We start from the raw sequence: 15,060 nt of genomic DNA, 5'->3' as shown, positions 1-15,060 counted from the left end.
CGAGTCGCAGCTCGTGGTGTACAGCTGGACCGCTGCCGAGCAGTGCCTCTGGCGCAAGACCTGGCCCCCTGCCCCCCCCGATCTCTTCGGCGGCTTCACCGCGGGCGCGCTCTGGTTTCCCACGGCGAGCCAGCTGCGTGATGTGACGGCGGCGCGCAATGGGCGAGAGCGACAGCTGGCGCGCTTCTTGAAGCAGCTCGACATCGCGGCAAGCGGCACCACCGTGCTTGTCACCCTGAGCCTCGAAGCCCCCGCGCCCGACGGGAAACCGCCTGAGCGCTTCGACCTCGAGCGACTTGTGTATCTGCGCAGCGGGCTCTACTGAGCGACGTATGGCGTGATGAAGAGGCTCACTGCTCGCGCCAGAGTACGATTCTCACGCGGTCGGAAAGGGGCAGGAGCTCACTGGGGTCGACGGTAACGACAGAGGTGGGTCCGCCTGTTGTGGTTGTCGTTTCCCGTGTTTCAACACTGAGCCCCATCTTTTTCTGAAGCCACGCCAGGTCATAGGTCGTTGGGTCGGTGCTTCCCGGGAGCCGGTCGTTCAGCACCCCGAGAATGCGGTCGACGTTGCCCCCCCCATTCTTGAGCTCGTCGGCCGTCAATGAGACTTCACCCACGCGCGCGTTGATGTAGCTGTTGCGCTGGTTTGGGGCAACGGAGTTCTTGCACAGAGTCACGTTGGCCGTCGTACCGCTCCAGTTCACCCCGAGGTGATGCCAGTAGTAACGACTCGTATTGTCTGGCACCTCGAAAGGTGAGAGAAGCCAGTGATTGTAGGTCTTGCCGTCCGCTCCGATGGCGAGGTCAAAGTTCGATTTTGAGAGGGTCGTGGTCGTCGTGGTCTGCGTCTTCACGCTCACCTCGACCCGGCTGGCGGTGGGGTCGCGCAGCAGCGACGCCTGTTCGAGGCGCACCTGCGAGGTCGTCCCCTCGGTGTGCGACAGCAGGGCCCCCTCGAGGCGAAGCTGCTGCGCCACGAGGCTCCCCTCGGTGTACACCACGCCCCGCAGGCGCGAGGTGCTCTGCCCTCGCCCCTCGATGCGCACATCGCCTTTCGCCACCACGGCCACCTTGTCAGCGCTCGCCATGTCGGCCTGCCCGACGATGTTGAGCTTGCCGGTGGTGACGATGATGCCCGTACCCTTGAGCGAGCCGTTGATGGTGAGATCACCGTTGACATAGAGCACCGCGCCGTCGAGGGTGGTGTCACCCAAGATGGTCACGTTGCCTGTGCTACGAAGCTTTCCCGTGAAGTGCGGACTCGTGTAGGTCGCGGTCAGCTCGGTCGCGTCGGTGCCGGGATCGTAGTCTTCGGCCTTGATCGTAGGCACCGTGCGGCGTGCCTGGTTCTGCAGCACCTGCCCCATCACGCGGGTGCCCCCGTTCGGATCGAGGGAGATGCCCCCACCCGCGCGCAGATCGCCGTTGATGATGGTGTCGGGGCCCAGCGCGATGGCGTTCTTGCCCTGGGCGTTGCACAGCACGTCGGCGGGCTTCATCTTCGAGATGGGCGTGTCTGGTGGCGTGTTCGCGTCGCGGCTGGCCACCTGCAGCCCCCCAGCGCTGACGATGGCGCCATCGCAGCAGGCCGCGTAGGGGAACGGGGGGATGTGGAGCATGGCCTCGACCTGACGCGTGACGCCGCAGCACGTTCCCACGGCGATGAGCCTCGCGGCCTGGGTGGGCACCACCTGCCCGTCGAGGACGGCCACCGAGGTCTTGCCCAGCAGGTTGTTGGTGGAGAGGGGGACGCCGAGCTTCTTCGCCTGATCCGGATCGAAGGTGAGCGAAGCCCCGCTCTTCTCTGGAGCCTCGGGGAGATGCACCGTGATGGTGCGGTCAGCACCGGCCGCCGTGCCGTAATCGGAGGTTCGCATCATGCGGGCGATGGCGAGGGAGATGGCCGAGCGTGCGGCATCCTGGGCGTGAGCCTCGTTGAGCGCGTGGTTCGAGAGCTGCAGGTGGCTCACCGACGCCGACGCCACGACAAAGGCGATGGCGGTGACCAGCCCGACCACGGCGAGGGCGCCGGCCAGGCCGAAGGCGCGCCGGCGCGATGGCGCGGCGCGGCCCAGAAGCGTCGATGCGTCGCGCTCTTGCGGTGTGACGCGCGTATCGCGCTGGCCCATGCTGACCTCCCCGCACTGGGAATGCGCGTCACCGACGCTCTCTCAGCCTACCACGAAACAACCGCTCCTTCAAGTCGAGACGCCCGTGCCCGCCAATGCGCCAAGCCGCTTCCAGATCCGCAGCTGCAGCAGCAGGGCGGCCAGACCGAGACCGACCACGAACCCGTACCACACCCCCTGCGGCCCACATCCGAGCCAGAACGCGCAGATGAGCGAGGCAGGCGCACCCACGGCCCAGTAGGCAAACGTGGTGATGACGAGGGGCACCTGGGCATCGACGAGACCACGCAGAATGCCCATGCTCGCCACCTGAACGCCGTCGAAGAGCTGAAACAGTGCCGCGACGCGCACCAGCGATGTCGCCAGCGGAACGATGGCCCCATCGTGGGTGTAGAGCGAGACCACGACATCGGGCGCGAGCAGGAAGAGCAAAGCAGACACGGTCTGCATCGCCGCGGTGACGAGCAGACCCGCCTGAACCGCGCGTCTCACCCCCATCGCGTCGTCGGCGCCGCGCGCGCGACTCACCCGGATGGTAAGCGCGAACGATGTGCCCAGGGGGATCATGAAGAGGAACGACACGGCACCGATGGCGACCTGATGCGCCGCCTGGGCCTGCACGCTGATGCTGCCCATCACGAACGAGGCAAAGGCAAAGAACGCGATCTCGGCCAGCAGGCTTCCGCTGAAGGGCAGACCGACGCGCACGATCTCTGCGAGCGAGTGGCCATCGTCCTCATCGTCGCCAGAGATGCGGTATGCCGCATAACGGGGGCTCCGTCGCACCCAGACGAACAACGCAACGAACATGCCCCAGCTGCACATCGCCGTCGCGATGCCAGAGCCCACGAGCCCGAGACGAGGGCAGCCGAGGCGGCCGAGCACAAGCCCGTAGTCGAGCGCCGCGTTCAACGCCACGGCGCCCGCCGCCACCGTGACCGACGGCCGGATGTCTGACAGCCCCTCGCAGAAGTTTCGCAGCGCGAGGAAGGCGAGCTTTCCCGGCATCCCCAGCGACAGCGCCAGCAGGAAGTCACGCGCGAGGGGAATGAGCGACGCATCTTGATGCAGCAGGCGAAGCGCCCAGGGCGAGAGTGTCGAGAGCACCACCACCGCAGCCCCCAGGGCAAAGGCCATGACGAGACCGCGTCGCACAGTGTGGGCCACTGCGCGCGGCCTCCCCGCACCCGCCTCCTGGGCCACGAAGACCGTGAGGGTCGACAGCAGCCCGATGCAGACGATCTCCACGAGGCTCAGCAGTCCGACCGACATCGACATGGCGGCCAGTGCGTCCGGGCCCACCCGACCCACGAAGAGGCTGTCGACGAACACCATGGCCATCGAGAGCATCTGCACGCCCGCGAGCGGGCCGGCCAGCCGGAGGGTCTCGCGCATCTCTGCCCGCAGCGACATCAGGCGCCTGTGAACGCGTCGAGCAGCGACTTCGTGTACGCGCTCCCGGGCGTGGCGAGCAACGTCTGTGTCTCAGCGCACTCCACCAGCCGCCCGCCCTGCATGACCCCGATGCGATCGGCCATGTGGGCTACCACGGCGAGATCGTGGCTCACAAACAGGTACGCGAGGCTCAGCGATCGCTGCAGCTCGAGCAGCAGGTTGAGGATCTGGGCCTGCACCGACACATCGAGGGCCGAGGTCGGCTCGTCGAGCAGCACGATGCGCGGCTTCACCGCGAGCGCGCGGGCGATGGAGACGCGCTGGCGCTGGCCGCCGCTGAGCGCCTGGGGATACCGATGCAGATGATCGGCGCCCAGCCCCACGGTGTCGAGCAGATGCAGCGACTCGGCCTCCACGTCGGCGGGCGAGAGGTCGGGGCGATGAATGCGAAACGGCTCGGCCAGCGTCTGCTGCACGGTGCGACGCGGGTTGAGAGAGGCTGCCGGATCCTGGAACACCATGCCCATGTCGACCCGATGCGGACGGCGTTCGGCCTCAGTGAGCGTGTCGAGGCGACGCCCGTCGAAGGTCACCGATCCGCTCACGGGGGTGAGCAGCCCCATCACCAGTCGAATGAAGGTCGACTTGCCAGAGCCCGACTCGCCCACGAGCGCCACGGTCTCACCCGCGGCAACATCGAGGCTCACGCCATCGATGGTGCGCCGCGGGGCGCCCGGATGACGAAACACCAGATCACGAACCTCGAGCAACGCCATGGTCAGCTCTCTCCATCTGGTCGCATGGGATGGAAGCAGGCCACGCGCGTGACGATCGCGCCCCCTGGCGCGTCGTCTCCGACCTCAGTCGCCTTCTCTCCAGCGAGGTGAAGCGGCGCCAGCGGGGGAACCTCGGCGGCGCAGCGCGCCGTGGCCAGCAGGCAACGGGGATGGAAGGCGCAGCCCTGCGGCAGCTGCGACAGCGGCGGTACAGCACCAGGGATGGCCATCAGCGGCAGCCGCTCGCGCCCGCGCACCACCGCCTGCACCTCGTCGAGACGCGACGGGCGTCGCAGCATGGGGCGCGCCGCGAACAGGCCGCGGGTGTACGGGTGCGCTGGTGCGCGATAGAGCTGCTCCACCGCCCCCTCCTCGACAATGCGACCGGCATACATCACGGCCACCCGATCACACACCCGCGACACCACGGCGAGATCGTGGCTGATGAAGATGAGCGACTCCCCGCTGTCGCGCCGGAGCTCGGCGAGAAGCGCGAGCACCTGCGCCTGCACCGTGGCATCGAGCGCCGTCGTGGGCTCATCGGCGATGAGCAGCGACGGGCGGGTGGCCAGCACGGTGGCGATGGCGGCGCGCTGCTTCATGCCACCGCTCAAGCGATGCGGGTATCCGCCGAACACGGCGCCCGGCTCCGGAAGCCCCACCCGTCCCAGCAGCTCGAGGGCGCGGGTTCGCGCCACATCGAAGCGCAGCCCCTCGTGTCGGCGGAGCACGTCGACCATCACCTCGCCGATGGTGAACACCGGGTTCATCGCGCTCGACGGGTCTTGAAAGATCATGCCGATGCCCCGCCCGCGCAGCGCCTCGACCGCCCGCGTGTCGAGCATGCCATCGCGCAGCAGGGAACGACCGTCGAAGGCGAGCGCGTCGGCTTCCACCCGCGCGGCTGGCGGGAGCAGACCGGTGAAGGCCGATGTGGCGACCGTCTTGCCGCTGCCGGTCTCGCCCACGATGCCCAGCGCCTCGCCGCGGGCGAGCCGCAGATCGACGCCCCGCACCACCCGCAGCGGTTCAGCGCGCGTCACGAACGACACGCGAAGGTTCACCACATCGATCAACGCGGTCATGGCTGCGCTCCCGGATCGAGGGCGTCGCGCAGCCCGTCGCCCACGAGGTTGAACCCCATCACGCAGAGCAGCACGGCGGCCCCCGGGAAGATCACGATCCACGGGTACGACACCATGTAGGTGCGCCCCGCGCTGATCATCGCCCCCCACTCGGGCGTCGGAGGCTGCGCGCCGAAACCGACGAACGAGAGCGCCGACGCGGTGAGAATGACCCCCCCGAGATCGAGGGTAGCCTGCACCACCACCGGCGTGAGGCAGTTCGGGAGGATGTGGGTGACAAGCACATCGCGGGGCGGCACGCCGAGGGCTCTGGCCGCCTCGACGAACGGCGCCTGCTTCACCCGCAGGACCTCGGCCCGCACGAGGCGCGCATAGGCCGGCCACCACGTGATGGCCAGCGCCGCCAGTGCGTTCGGCAGGCTGGGCCCCAGGGCGCCGGCGATGGCCATGGCGAGCACGAGGGCGGGGAATGCCAGGAACAGATCGGTGACCCGCATGAGAATCTCATCGACCCACCCCCCCAGAAAACCAGCCAGGGCGCCGACGAAGATGCCCACCAGCGCGGCCGTGGCCACGACCACGAACCCCGTGGGCACCGAGTAGCGCGCCCCCGCGAGCACGCGGCTCAACACGTCGCAACCCAGGCTGTCGGTTCCAAACAGGTGCGCGCGCGACGGCGCCTGGAAGGCCTGCGCCAGGTTCTGACCGATGGGATCATACGGGGTGATGTAGGGGCCGATGAGCGCGAGCACGAGAAACGCCGCGACGACCCCGAGGCCCGTCGCGCTCAGCGGGTTGCGCGCAACAGCCCGCCAGACCGACACCCTGCCATGGGCGCCGAGACCCGTTGCGGCGGCGGCTTTCTCGCCCCCGTCTCCCCCGCGCGGCGCCGCATCGGGAGGAGGTGATGAGACCGTTGCACTCATGGATCCCCGCCTCCCACGAGACCGTCACGCACGCGTGGGTCGACGGCGATGTACACGAGATCGACCGCCAGGTTCACCAGGCTGTACACGGTGGCGATGAGCAGCGTGACCCCCATCAGCGCGGGGAAATCGAGGCTCACCGAGCTGTCGACCGCGTACTTGCCGATGCCGGGCCACGAGAAGACGGTCTCGGTGAGCACGGCCCCGGAGAGCAGGCTCCCGTAGGCGAGGCCGATGAGGGTCACCACCGGCAGCAGCGCGTTCTTGAGCGCATAGACGCAGACCACACGCCAGTGCTCGAGCCCCAGGGAATGGGCCATGCGCACGTAGTCGCGACCGAGCACCTCGAGCATCTGCGACCGCACGCTGCGGGCGAGCGTGGCCGTAGTGAGGAAGGCAAGGCAGACCGATGGCAGCACGAGATGGCGCGCAGCGTCGATGAACGCATGGGGGTCGAGAGCCATCATGCTGTCGACGAGCATGAGGCCGGTGATGCGACGAGGCGGCAGGGTGAAGTCGCTCAGGCGCCCCCCGGGCGGAAGCAGATCCCAGCGGCCGTAGAACAGCCCCAGCAGCAGCAGCGCAAGCCAGAACACCGGCATCGAGACCCCGAGCAGCGCGACCACCCGAGCCCCGTGGTCGACGGGACCATCGCGTTTCAATGCCGAGATCACGCCCAGGGGGATGCCCAGCGCCAGCGAGATCAGCAAGGCGCAGGTGGCCAGCTCGAAGGTGGCCGGGAAGTAGTCTCCCAGATCTTCGAGCACGGGGCGTCGGGTGCGTATCGAGGTTCCCATGTCGAGGTGCAGCAGCCCCCAGAGGTAGCGGGCGTACTGCACGGGCAGCGGACGGTCGAGCCCCATCTGCGTGCGCATGCGGGCGATCTGCTCCTCGCTGCCGCGATCACCCAGCATGGTAGCCACGGGATCGCCGGGCACCACGTGCGAGAGCAGGAAGGTCACCAGCGTGATGCCCAGCAGCAAGAACAGGGCGAGCCCCAGGCGACGCGCAAAGATGCGCTGCAGCTTCGTCACGGTTCCCCCTTCCAGACGCCCGCGTAGTCCATGGGGGAGAGGGCCTCATACACGAACCCGTGCACCTCGGCCCGCATCAAGAGCGCGCGGGTGGGCTGCAGCAGCACGGCCCACGGTCCGATGGCCATGAGGCGCTTCTGTATCGCGATGTACATGGCGCGTCTGCGCCGATCATCGAGCTCAGCGCTCGCGCTGTCGATGAGCCCGTCGAGGGTTGCGTCGGCGAACTGCACGCGCGCGGCAAGCGGCCCTCGAGAGTGTCCGAAGGGCTGGGCGAAGTTGAACGCATCGGGGAAGTCAGCCCCCCAGTCACCCATGTTGAGCGCGGTCTTCTTGCCCCGATACAGATCGAGATAGGCCGTGCTCGAGAGCATCTTCACCTCGGCCCGAATCCCCACCGCGGCCAGATCAGACTGCAGTTTGGCGCAGATCTCATCTCGACTCGGGCCGAACGCTGTGGGTCCGGTGCTCGCGTACAGGGTGGTGTCGAAGCCCTCTCCCACCCCCGCGTCGGCCAGCAGGCGACGCGCCCGCACTGGATCGTGGCGCGCCGTGCCGAGCGCTGGCTGATAGCCCAGCAGCCCCTTGATGATGGGCCCCTGCAACGCAAGCGCGTGTCCCCGCGCCATGTCGCGCACCAGACCGTCGTAGTCGATGGCGCATCGCACGGCCTCTCGCACCTTCGGGTTGTCGAACGGCTTGCATCGCACGTTCATGCCCAGGTAGAAGAGGCGCAGGAACGGCCCCTCGACCACGCGCACCCGAGATGAGGCGGCCTGCGCCTCGGAGATCTGCAGCGGGCTGAGATCGTAGGCCATGTCGATGTCGCCGCGCTCGAGCATCATGGCCTGCGTGCTCGGCTCTTTCACGTCCTTGATGATGACGCGCCGCAGGCGGGGCTTTCTTCCCCAGTACTGCTCGTTTCGCGTCAGCACCATCGAGACGTCGCGCTCCCAGCGCTCGAGCACGAACGGCCCGGACCCTGCCGAGTGATCGGTCATCCAGCTGGCGGGATGCTGGCGCACCACTTTCGGATCGACGATGGCGGCCGCCGAGTTGGAGAGGGTGCAGAGAAAGTACGACGATGGATGCTTGAGACGCATCTCGACGGTGTGCGCGTCGATGACCCGGATGCGATCGGGCGAGAGCAGGTCAGAGAGAATCTCAGATGGCCCCATCTTCATGTCGAGCGTGCGGTCGAGCGAGAACTTCACCGCCTCGGCATCGACCGGCGCCCCCGACGCGAAACGCGCCTCCTTGCGCAGGCGGAACACCCACCGCAAGCCGTCCGCGGAAGCCTTCCAGGAGGTCGCAAGTCCCGGCCGGGGGCGGGTGAAATCGTTGCCCTCATAGCGCAGCAGCGTCTCGTACAGATCGAGGTCGACGTTGGCCGACACGAACTCGTAGGCCACGGCCGGATCGAGGGAGAGCGCGTCGACCGCGCACGCCACAACCAGCACCTCGCGCGCGCTGCCCGCGAGATTGGGAGAGGGGCCGCGCCCGCGGCATCCAGCGGCGGCGAGTGCGAACGCGCAGATGGTGAGCGCCAGCAAGACACGTGACCCGATGCCTCTCGGCCGGGTCACGCGCCTGAACCGCTGCTTGCCGAGATGCCGGGTCAATCGCCGCCGGTCACCCGGAAGAACTGACTGGCCTGCTGCTCTCCGTCGACATAGAGGTCGACCCTGTACGTTCCGGTCTTCCATCTGCCGGTGGGCGCCATGGAGAACCAGGCGTAGTAGTCGCCCTCCTTGTTCGAGACGAGGCGCCCCTTGTTGAGCAGCGACTTTCCGCTGTACCAGCGCGCTTCGAGCACCGTGCCATAGCGCAGCCCCTTCACCTCGCACGAGACGTGGAAGGTGTCGCTGGCCGAGAAATCGCTGCTGTGATCGAGTGGCTGACCCGAGGAGTTCACCCCGTGGCACATGACCGCCACGCGGATGCGGGCCCCGGTCGAGGGAGCAGGGGGGGGCGTGGAAGATGGCAGCGGGGGCATTTCGGGGATGTCCGGACTCGTGGAGGCTGCGGGAGAGGACGTGGGGCGATCGATCTTCGAGAGCACCGCCACGGCCCGTTCGAAGAGGGTGCCCACCGACTTCACCGGATCAACGACATTGGGCACCCGTAGCATCACCTTCTTGACCACGAAGTCCTTGTGCTGGGCCAGCCCCAGGAAGACCAGATCGCTGGTCTTGATGCCCAGCGCCTTCTCGCAGTAGGCGCGCTCGCCCGGCTGGTTGGTGTGATAGGTGAGAATGGGCAGCACCTCACGCGGCAGCCCCTGATCATCGAGGCTCTTGTGGATGAGCTCGACGATCTGCTCTTCCTTCACGCGCTGCGCCTTGGCGCGGCTGTCGCTCACGATGAGCACGGCGTAGGTCGACTTCGCAGGGGCCGCCCACGACGGGGGCGAGGCTGCCGGCGAAACGACCCAGAACCCCGCGACGAACAGCAGCACGACCAGCAGGCGGGAGACAGAGAAAGGGCTCATCGATACCTCCAGGACTGACAGTGGCTGTCTAGATCGACACCACGAAGGGGACCGTTGTTTCGTGCCCCCCCCATCATTCGAGGAACAGGCCTACCGGGCAGTGGTCGAGGGTCTCATTCTCCACGCGGTCGCGCTCCTCAGGCGGGAGACCGAAGAGATCGACGAGGTCGACGGGAACGATGCGCGCGAACGTGTGCTCGCGGGTGCGCGCGTCGACATAGATGGCGTCAAAGCTGCTCGGGTTGCCGGCCCAGCGGATGGTGCACACCTGGGCCAGATCGGTGGACAGGCCACCGATGACATCGTGCAGGAGGGTCCGCCTGCCGCTGCTCTTCCTGGGGATTGGCGTTCCAGTCTCCCGCCAGCACGAAGCGGATGTCTCGTTCAGACACCCCCCACTCAGCCTTCGTCGGGTTCAGCTCGCTGAAGCGATCGACGAACTCGCGCGCCAGCATGCACTGCCCGAAGTTGCGCAGCGACGACATCATCTTGCAGAGGCCCAGGAAGGTCTGGTGCGGGGCCTGCGACACCCCGTCGCCGTTGCGGAAGTCTTCGAGGTACTTGCTCTTGGGGTGGAAGAACCCGACCGCCACCACCAGGCCGTGCGCGCGGACGAGCACGCCCAGGGGCTCGCGCGACAGCCGCAGCCGCATTCCCCCCATCTGGAAGCTCTCGAGGTCGATGGGCGGGATGGTGAGCTCGAGCGGCATGGCCAGCTTCGGCTCGAGCACCTCGACCCCCCGAAGGGTGAGGATGGCATTGCGGATGCCACGCTTGTTCGAGGTGCCCACAGAGGCGACCTCATACACGAGGCCCTGCTCTGACAGGGGGCCGGTCAGCTGTGCGACAGCGTCGTCCGGACCGACCTCGCTGAGACACAGAACGAGCGGCCGCGAAGCGCGAACGACGTCGACCACTGCGCGCACCTTGGCCGGGGCCACCGGACCGTACATGCCCCAGTTCAGCAGGTTCATCGACAAGACCAGACAGGTCGGCGTGGTGCTCATGGGAGGGGTATTGGCGTGTGCTCCCGGGGTTCCTTCGTCACGGTCGGCCAACCCGGTGCTCGTGGCGAGCGGGAGGGGAAGCGCCCTTCCGACGGGAACGAAAGGCCGATGTTCACCCTCTCCTGCCCCTCGTGCGGAGCCCCCGTGAAGTTCGCCACCCAGACGACGGGGTACGTCGTATGCGACGCCTGCCGCTCGATGCTGGTGCGGCGCGATCTCGACGTCGAGAAGATCGGAGAGACGGCCGCCGTCCAAGAAGACGGCAGCCCGTTGCAGATCGGCGCGTCGGGCCGACACAAGAAGATCGGGTTCGAGATCGTGGGACGCATCCAGGTGGCCTACCCCGCCGGTCTCTGGAACGAGTGGTTTGCGATCATCGGTGGCGATCGCGAGGGCTGGATCGGCGAGGCCATGGGCGAGTACTTCATGAGCGCGCGCATCGAGACCCCGCCTGACCTGCCGCCCTTCGAGAACCTGCGACGCGGCGCAACGCTGACGCTCGGCGGTGTTCGGTACGTGGTGACAGAGACCCAGCGCGCGCGGGTGGTGGCCTGCCAGGGAAGCCTGCCGTTCGTGCAGACCAGCGGGTACGACGCACCCGTGGTCGACCTGAAGAGCGACACCGCCAAGGGCGCCACCATCGACTACAGCGAAGACCCGCCCCTGGTGTTCGTGGGCGAGCACGTGGAGTTCGACCAGCTCCACCTGGCCAACCTGCGCGAGATCGAAGGCTGGAACGCGTGACGAAGAGCCAGCCCTCGGCCGCCACCCTGCGCTGCCGTCATTGCGGCGCGCCCTTCGAGCTGCGCGGAGGGGCTCGGACCCAGGTCATCGTCTGCGCCTACTGCGACTCGGCCACCGATCTCACCGACCCTGACTACAAGCTTCTGTGGCGCTACACCGAGCGAACGAAGCACGCACCCACCATCCCCCTGGGAAGCCGGGGCACGCTGCGCGGCGAGAAGCTCGAGTGCATCGGCTTCATGCGCCGCTCGGTGGAAGACGACGGCGAGCGCTTCTCTTGGTCGGAATACCTGCTCTACAACCCGTTCAACGGCTACCGATGGCTGGTCGAGGGCGAAGAGGGCTGGTCACTGGTGAAGGTCACCCACGCCCTGCCCACATCGCCGAACGGCACCCTCATCACCGACGCGCCGCCTCACGCTTCCGTGACCCACCTCGGCGTGCGCTACACCTTCATTGAGAGCGCGACAGCGCAGGTCGACTACGCCCTGGGCGAGTTCTACTGGCAGGTCGCCGTGGGACAGCTTGCCGACCTCACCGACTACAAGAGCGGCGACAAGCTGCTGTCGGCGGAGGTCAGCGACGTCGAGATCGCGTGGTCGGCCGGAACCCGCATCAGTGCCACCGAGGTTCGCAAGAGCTTCCGTCTCCCCGAGGAGAAACCGAGCCAGCCCCCCCTTGCTTCAAGCCCCAGCGCGCTCACGGGCTGCGCGCTGTGGGCCGCCTTGTTCATGTGGGGAATGCTGGGTCTCATTCTCACCGTCGGGTTCAGCATGCGCTCGAAATCGCAGAATGTGTTCAAGTCGAGCTACGAATACATGACCAACGCGCGAGAGCGCTCGATGGTCACCGCGCCGTTCACCATACAAGGCTCCTCCGCGGCAGATCTCGACCTCGTGGTGGATACCACCGTGAACAACCGATGGGCCGGCTTCCACCTGGCGCTGCTCAGCGAAGACAGCGACATCGCCTACGACGGCTACGTCGACATCAGCTTCTACACGGGTATCGAAGACGGTGAGCGCTGGGTTGAGGGGAGCCCCAGCGGCTCAGTCACCTTCTCGCACGTCCCGCCCGGGAGCTACCGATTGTTCATCGAACCGGAATCGGGAACCGGCAGCCAGCCGGAAGCCTACAACCCTGGCCTGCCCACCCCAGGTCCGAAGCTCTTCGACTACACGGTCAAGGCCATCAGCGACGTGACACTCTGGAGCCTCTACGGGTACGCCATGGGCGGCTTGTTCCTGCTGACCCTGCTCTTCCAGACCTTCGTCTGGCTCAGGGACATGGCCGACGCCAACGCCACCCCCTGACCGCCTCGGCAACACGAAAGGAGAACTGCTTGCGTATCTATCACACCCTCGCCCTGATGCTGATGATGCTGCTGTCGTGGGCGCACTGGTACGGCTGGTCGCCGTCTCCCACCGAACGCCTGAAGGGCGTTCCGCGATCCGTGCGCGACAACCCGGGGTCGTATCGCTCTGTCTACTCGCACTACACCCACTACAGTGGAGGGAAATAGCCCATGATCGACACCGCGCTGCTGGTCAAGAACCTCGTCAACACCGGCATCTTCTCGATTCTCGGCCTGGCCATCCTGTGCCTGGGGTTCATGGTCATCGACTGGCTCACACCCTACGACCTCTGGAAGGAGATCAACGAGAAGGAGAATGTGGCCCTCGCCATCATCGTCGGCGCATTCTCGCTCGGGGTCTCAATCATCATCGCCGCCGCGCTGCACGGCTGACGAGGGTATCGAGAGCGCGTGACAGCCGCACTGCTGGTCTCGGTCTTCGTCATCGCCACGTGCGGCCTCGTGTACGAGCTGCTGGCCGGCACCGTGGCCAGCTACCTGCTGGGCGACAGCGTGACCCAGTTCTCGACGGTCATCGGCGCCTACATGTTCTCGATGGGCGTGGGGTCGTACATCTCACGCTACATCACCCGCGACCTGGTGGCGCGCTTCGTGCAGGTCGAGACCATGGTGGGCCTGATGGGCGGGTTCTCGACCACGCTGCTGTTCATCGCGTTCGGTCAGGGCTGGGGCTTCCAGCTGCTGCTCTACGTGGTGGTGGGCATCATCGGGGTTCTGGTGGGGCTCGAGATCCCGCTGCTGCTGCGCATCCTCGAGAAGCGCTTCGAGTTCAGCCACCTGGTCTCGGAGGTGCTGAGCCTCGACTACCTCGGGGCGCTGGTGGCCTCGATCATGTTCCCGCTGGTGCTGGTGCCGAAGCTGGGGCTCATCCGCTCGGCGCTGCTGTTCGGACTTCTCAACGTGGCCGTGGCGCTGTGGGGCACCTACGTGTTCGCCAGCGATCTCCCGCGCGCCCGCCTGCTGCGCGCCCAGTGCATCGGCGCGCTGCTGATGCTGGTCGCGGCCTTCGCCTTCTCGAGCCAGATCGTCTCGTTCACCGAGCAAGGGCTATACGCCGACGACGTGATCATGGCGCGCTCGAGCCCCTACCAGCGCATCGTGCTCACCCGCCGCCACAGCGACGTGCGCCTCTTTCTGAGCGGTCATCTGCAGTTCTCTTCACAAGACGAGTACCGCTACCACGAGGCCCTGGTTCATCCGGGGCTCTCCGCCGTGGCAGCGCCGCATCGCGTTCTTGTTCTCGGCGGAGGCGATGGCATGGCGATCCGGGAGGTGCTGAAGGACGATCGGGTCGCGTCGGTGACCCACGTCGACCTCGACCCCGAGATGACGCGGCTCTTCTCGACGAACTCGATGCTCACCGCGCTGAACGGCCGATCGCTGCTGTCGCCCAAGGTGCATGTGACCAATGCCGATGCCTTCGTCTGGCTGGGGCAGCACGCCAGCGAGCGGTTCGACTTCATCATCGTCGACTTCCCCGATCCGAGCAACTTCTCGGTGGGCAAGCTCTACACCACGGCCTTCTACCATCGGCTCAAGAACGTTCTGGCGCCCGGCGGTCGGGTGGTGGTGCAGAGCACCTCTCCCCTGTTCGCCCGACGCTCGTACTGGTGCATCGCCGAGACCATGCGCCAGGCGGGTCTCGCCATCACCCCCTATCACGTCTACGTGCCCGCCTTCGGCGAGTGGGGCTTCGTGCTAGGAGGAGATGCGCCGACGCCGGTGGCCTCCCGCTTCCCCAGCGGCCTGCGATTCCTCACCCCCGAGACGACGAGAGCGATGTTCGAGTTCGCGTCTGACATGAAGCCGCTCCCGGTCGAGGTGAATCGCCTCGACAACCAGATCCTGGTCCACTACTACGACCAGGACTGGCATCAGGTGGTCCAGTGACCGAGCCGCGTCTCACCCGCCGCGCGCTCCTCGGCGCGGCGGGGACCGGATGCGCGGCGCTTGCGGCGGGGGCCTTCCTGCCCGCGTGCTCGCCTGCGACGGGGGGCGCCCACTCCCTCGACGCGGCGGCGGTGGCCCGGATCACCGGCGCAATCGTGGGTCCCGATGCCACACGGGGCCATGCCCTGCGAACGCCCGCCAGCGC

16 protein-coding genes are annotated in these 15,060 nt (G+C 67.1%); 7 read left to right on the top strand and 9 right to left on the bottom strand.

What is annotated here, in order from left to right; genetic code table 11:
• Positions 1–325, top strand: a 325-nt coding sequence (locus EB084_07885; protein NDD28170.1) for a hypothetical protein, incomplete at its 5' end; no start/stop codon positions are given.
• Between the two features lie 25 nt (positions 326–350).
• Here the strand turns inward: EB084_07885 and EB084_07880 are convergent.
• The 9 genes from EB084_07880 to EB084_07840 form a co-directional block, all read right to left on the bottom strand.
• Entirely contained in the window at positions 351–2,132 is a 1,782-nt protein-coding gene (locus tag EB084_07880; protein NDD28169.1) for a hypothetical protein, read from the bottom strand.
• Between the two features lie 69 nt (positions 2,133–2,201).
• A complete protein-coding gene (locus EB084_07875; protein ID NDD28168.1) occupies positions 2,202–3,545 on the bottom strand; it encodes an MATE family efflux transporter in 1,344 nt (447 codons plus the stop codon).
• Positions 3,545–4,309 (bottom strand): ABC transporter ATP-binding protein, encoded by a 765-nt coding sequence (locus tag EB084_07870; protein NDD28167.1) that lies wholly within the window; start codon positions 4,307–4,309, stop codon positions 3,545–3,547. The genes EB084_07875 and EB084_07870 overlap by 1 nt, the downstream gene beginning before the upstream one ends.
• On the bottom strand, positions 4,306–5,388 hold the full coding sequence (locus EB084_07865; GenBank protein ID NDD28166.1) for an ABC transporter ATP-binding protein: 1,083 nt from the start codon (positions 5,386–5,388) through the stop codon (positions 4,306–4,308). Before EB084_07865 ends, EB084_07870 begins: the two co-directional genes overlap by 4 nt.
• Positions 5,385–6,314: an ABC transporter permease gene (locus EB084_07860; protein ID NDD28165.1), complete on the bottom strand. Its 930-nt coding sequence runs from the start codon at positions 6,312–6,314 to the stop codon at positions 5,385–5,387. Before EB084_07860 ends, EB084_07865 begins: the two co-directional genes overlap by 4 nt.
• Positions 6,311–7,228 carry an ABC transporter permease gene (locus EB084_07855; GenBank protein NDD28164.1) on the bottom strand — a complete coding sequence of 306 codons (918 nt, stop codon included), beginning with the start codon at positions 7,226–7,228 and terminating at the stop codon, positions 6,311–6,313. Before EB084_07855 ends, EB084_07860 begins: the two co-directional genes overlap by 4 nt.
• A 116-nt stretch (positions 7,229–7,344) precedes the next feature.
• The gene (locus tag EB084_07850; GenBank protein ID NDD28163.1) at positions 7,345–9,195 is read right to left on the bottom strand and encodes an ABC transporter substrate-binding protein; all 1,851 of its coding nucleotides are present in this window, start codon (positions 9,193–9,195) and stop codon (positions 7,345–7,347) included.
• Between the two features lie 717 nt (positions 9,196–9,912).
• Positions 9,913–10,107: a hypothetical protein gene (locus tag EB084_07845; GenBank protein ID NDD28162.1), complete on the bottom strand. Its 195-nt coding sequence runs from the start codon at positions 10,105–10,107 to the stop codon at positions 9,913–9,915.
• On the bottom strand, positions 10,067–10,846 hold the full coding sequence (locus tag EB084_07840; GenBank protein ID NDD28161.1) for a hypothetical protein: 780 nt from the start codon (positions 10,844–10,846) through the stop codon (positions 10,067–10,069). Before EB084_07840 ends, EB084_07845 begins: the two co-directional genes overlap by 41 nt.
• A 108-nt stretch (positions 10,847–10,954) precedes the next feature.
• On the opposite strand from EB084_07840, the gene EB084_07835 reads away from it, so the two are divergent.
• The 6 genes from EB084_07835 to EB084_07810 form a co-directional block, all read left to right on the top strand.
• The gene (locus EB084_07835) at positions 10,955–11,590 is read left to right on the top strand and encodes a DUF4178 domain-containing protein (GenBank protein NDD28160.1); all 636 of its coding nucleotides are present in this window, start codon (positions 10,955–10,957) and stop codon (positions 11,588–11,590) included.
• A complete protein-coding gene (locus tag EB084_07830; protein NDD28159.1) occupies positions 11,578–12,903 on the top strand; it encodes a DUF4178 domain-containing protein in 1,326 nt (441 codons plus the stop codon). The genes EB084_07835 and EB084_07830 overlap by 13 nt, the downstream gene beginning before the upstream one ends.
• Positions 12,904–12,932: 29 nt before the next feature.
• Entirely contained in the window at positions 12,933–13,112 is a 180-nt protein-coding gene (locus tag EB084_07825) for a hypothetical protein (protein ID NDD28158.1), read from the top strand.
• Between the two features lie 3 nt (positions 13,113–13,115).
• Entirely contained in the window at positions 13,116–13,337 is a 222-nt protein-coding gene (locus EB084_07820) for a DUF350 domain-containing protein (protein ID NDD28157.1), read from the top strand.
• A gap of 18 nt (positions 13,338–13,355) precedes the next feature.
• Positions 13,356–14,855, top strand: coding sequence for a polyamine aminopropyltransferase (locus EB084_07815; GenBank protein ID NDD28156.1), 1,500 nt, complete (start codon positions 13,356–13,358; stop codon positions 14,853–14,855).
• Positions 14,834–15,060 (top strand): hypothetical protein (locus EB084_07810; protein ID NDD28155.1); only part of this gene is annotated, 227 nt, incomplete at its 3' end. The genes EB084_07815 and EB084_07810, both read left to right, overlap by 22 nt.

This window comes from Pseudomonadota bacterium (genome assembly GCA_010028905.1).
Lineage (GTDB): Bacteria > Vulcanimicrobiota > Xenobia > RGZZ01 > RGZZ01 > RGZZ01.
Note: the sequence above shows the minus strand (reverse complement) of the source record. Positions and strands in the feature narration are given on the sequence as shown.

Bases quoted from the DNA above. Each gene is read 5' to 3' on its own strand.
- EB084_07855 (NDD28164.1), bottom strand. From the start codon at position 7,228: ATGCTGGGTGATCGCGGCAGCGAGGAGCAGATCGCCCGCATGCGCACG.
- EB084_07865 (NDD28166.1), bottom strand. From the start codon at position 5,388: ATGACCGCGTTGATCGATGTGGTGAACCTTCGCGTGTCGTTCGTGACG.
- EB084_07875 (NDD28168.1), bottom strand. From the start codon at position 3,545: ATGTCGCTGCGGGCAGAGATGCGCGAGACCCTCCGGCTGGCCGGCCCG.
- EB084_07880 (NDD28169.1), bottom strand. From the start codon at position 2,132: ATGGGCCAGCGCGATACGCGCGTCACACCGCAAGAGCGCGACGCATCG.
- EB084_07835 (NDD28160.1), top strand. From the start codon at position 10,955: ATGTTCACCCTCTCCTGCCCCTCGTGCGGAGCCCCCGTGAAGTTCGCC.
- EB084_07840 (NDD28161.1), bottom strand. From the start codon at position 10,846: ATGAGCACCACGCCGACCTGTCTGGTCTTGTCGATGAACCTGCTGAAC.
- EB084_07860 (NDD28165.1), bottom strand. From the start codon at position 6,314: ATGAGTGCAACGGTCTCATCACCTCCTCCCGATGCGGCGCCGCGCGGG.
- EB084_07820 (NDD28157.1), top strand. From the start codon at position 13,116: ATGATCGACACCGCGCTGCTGGTCAAGAACCTCGTCAACACCGGCATC.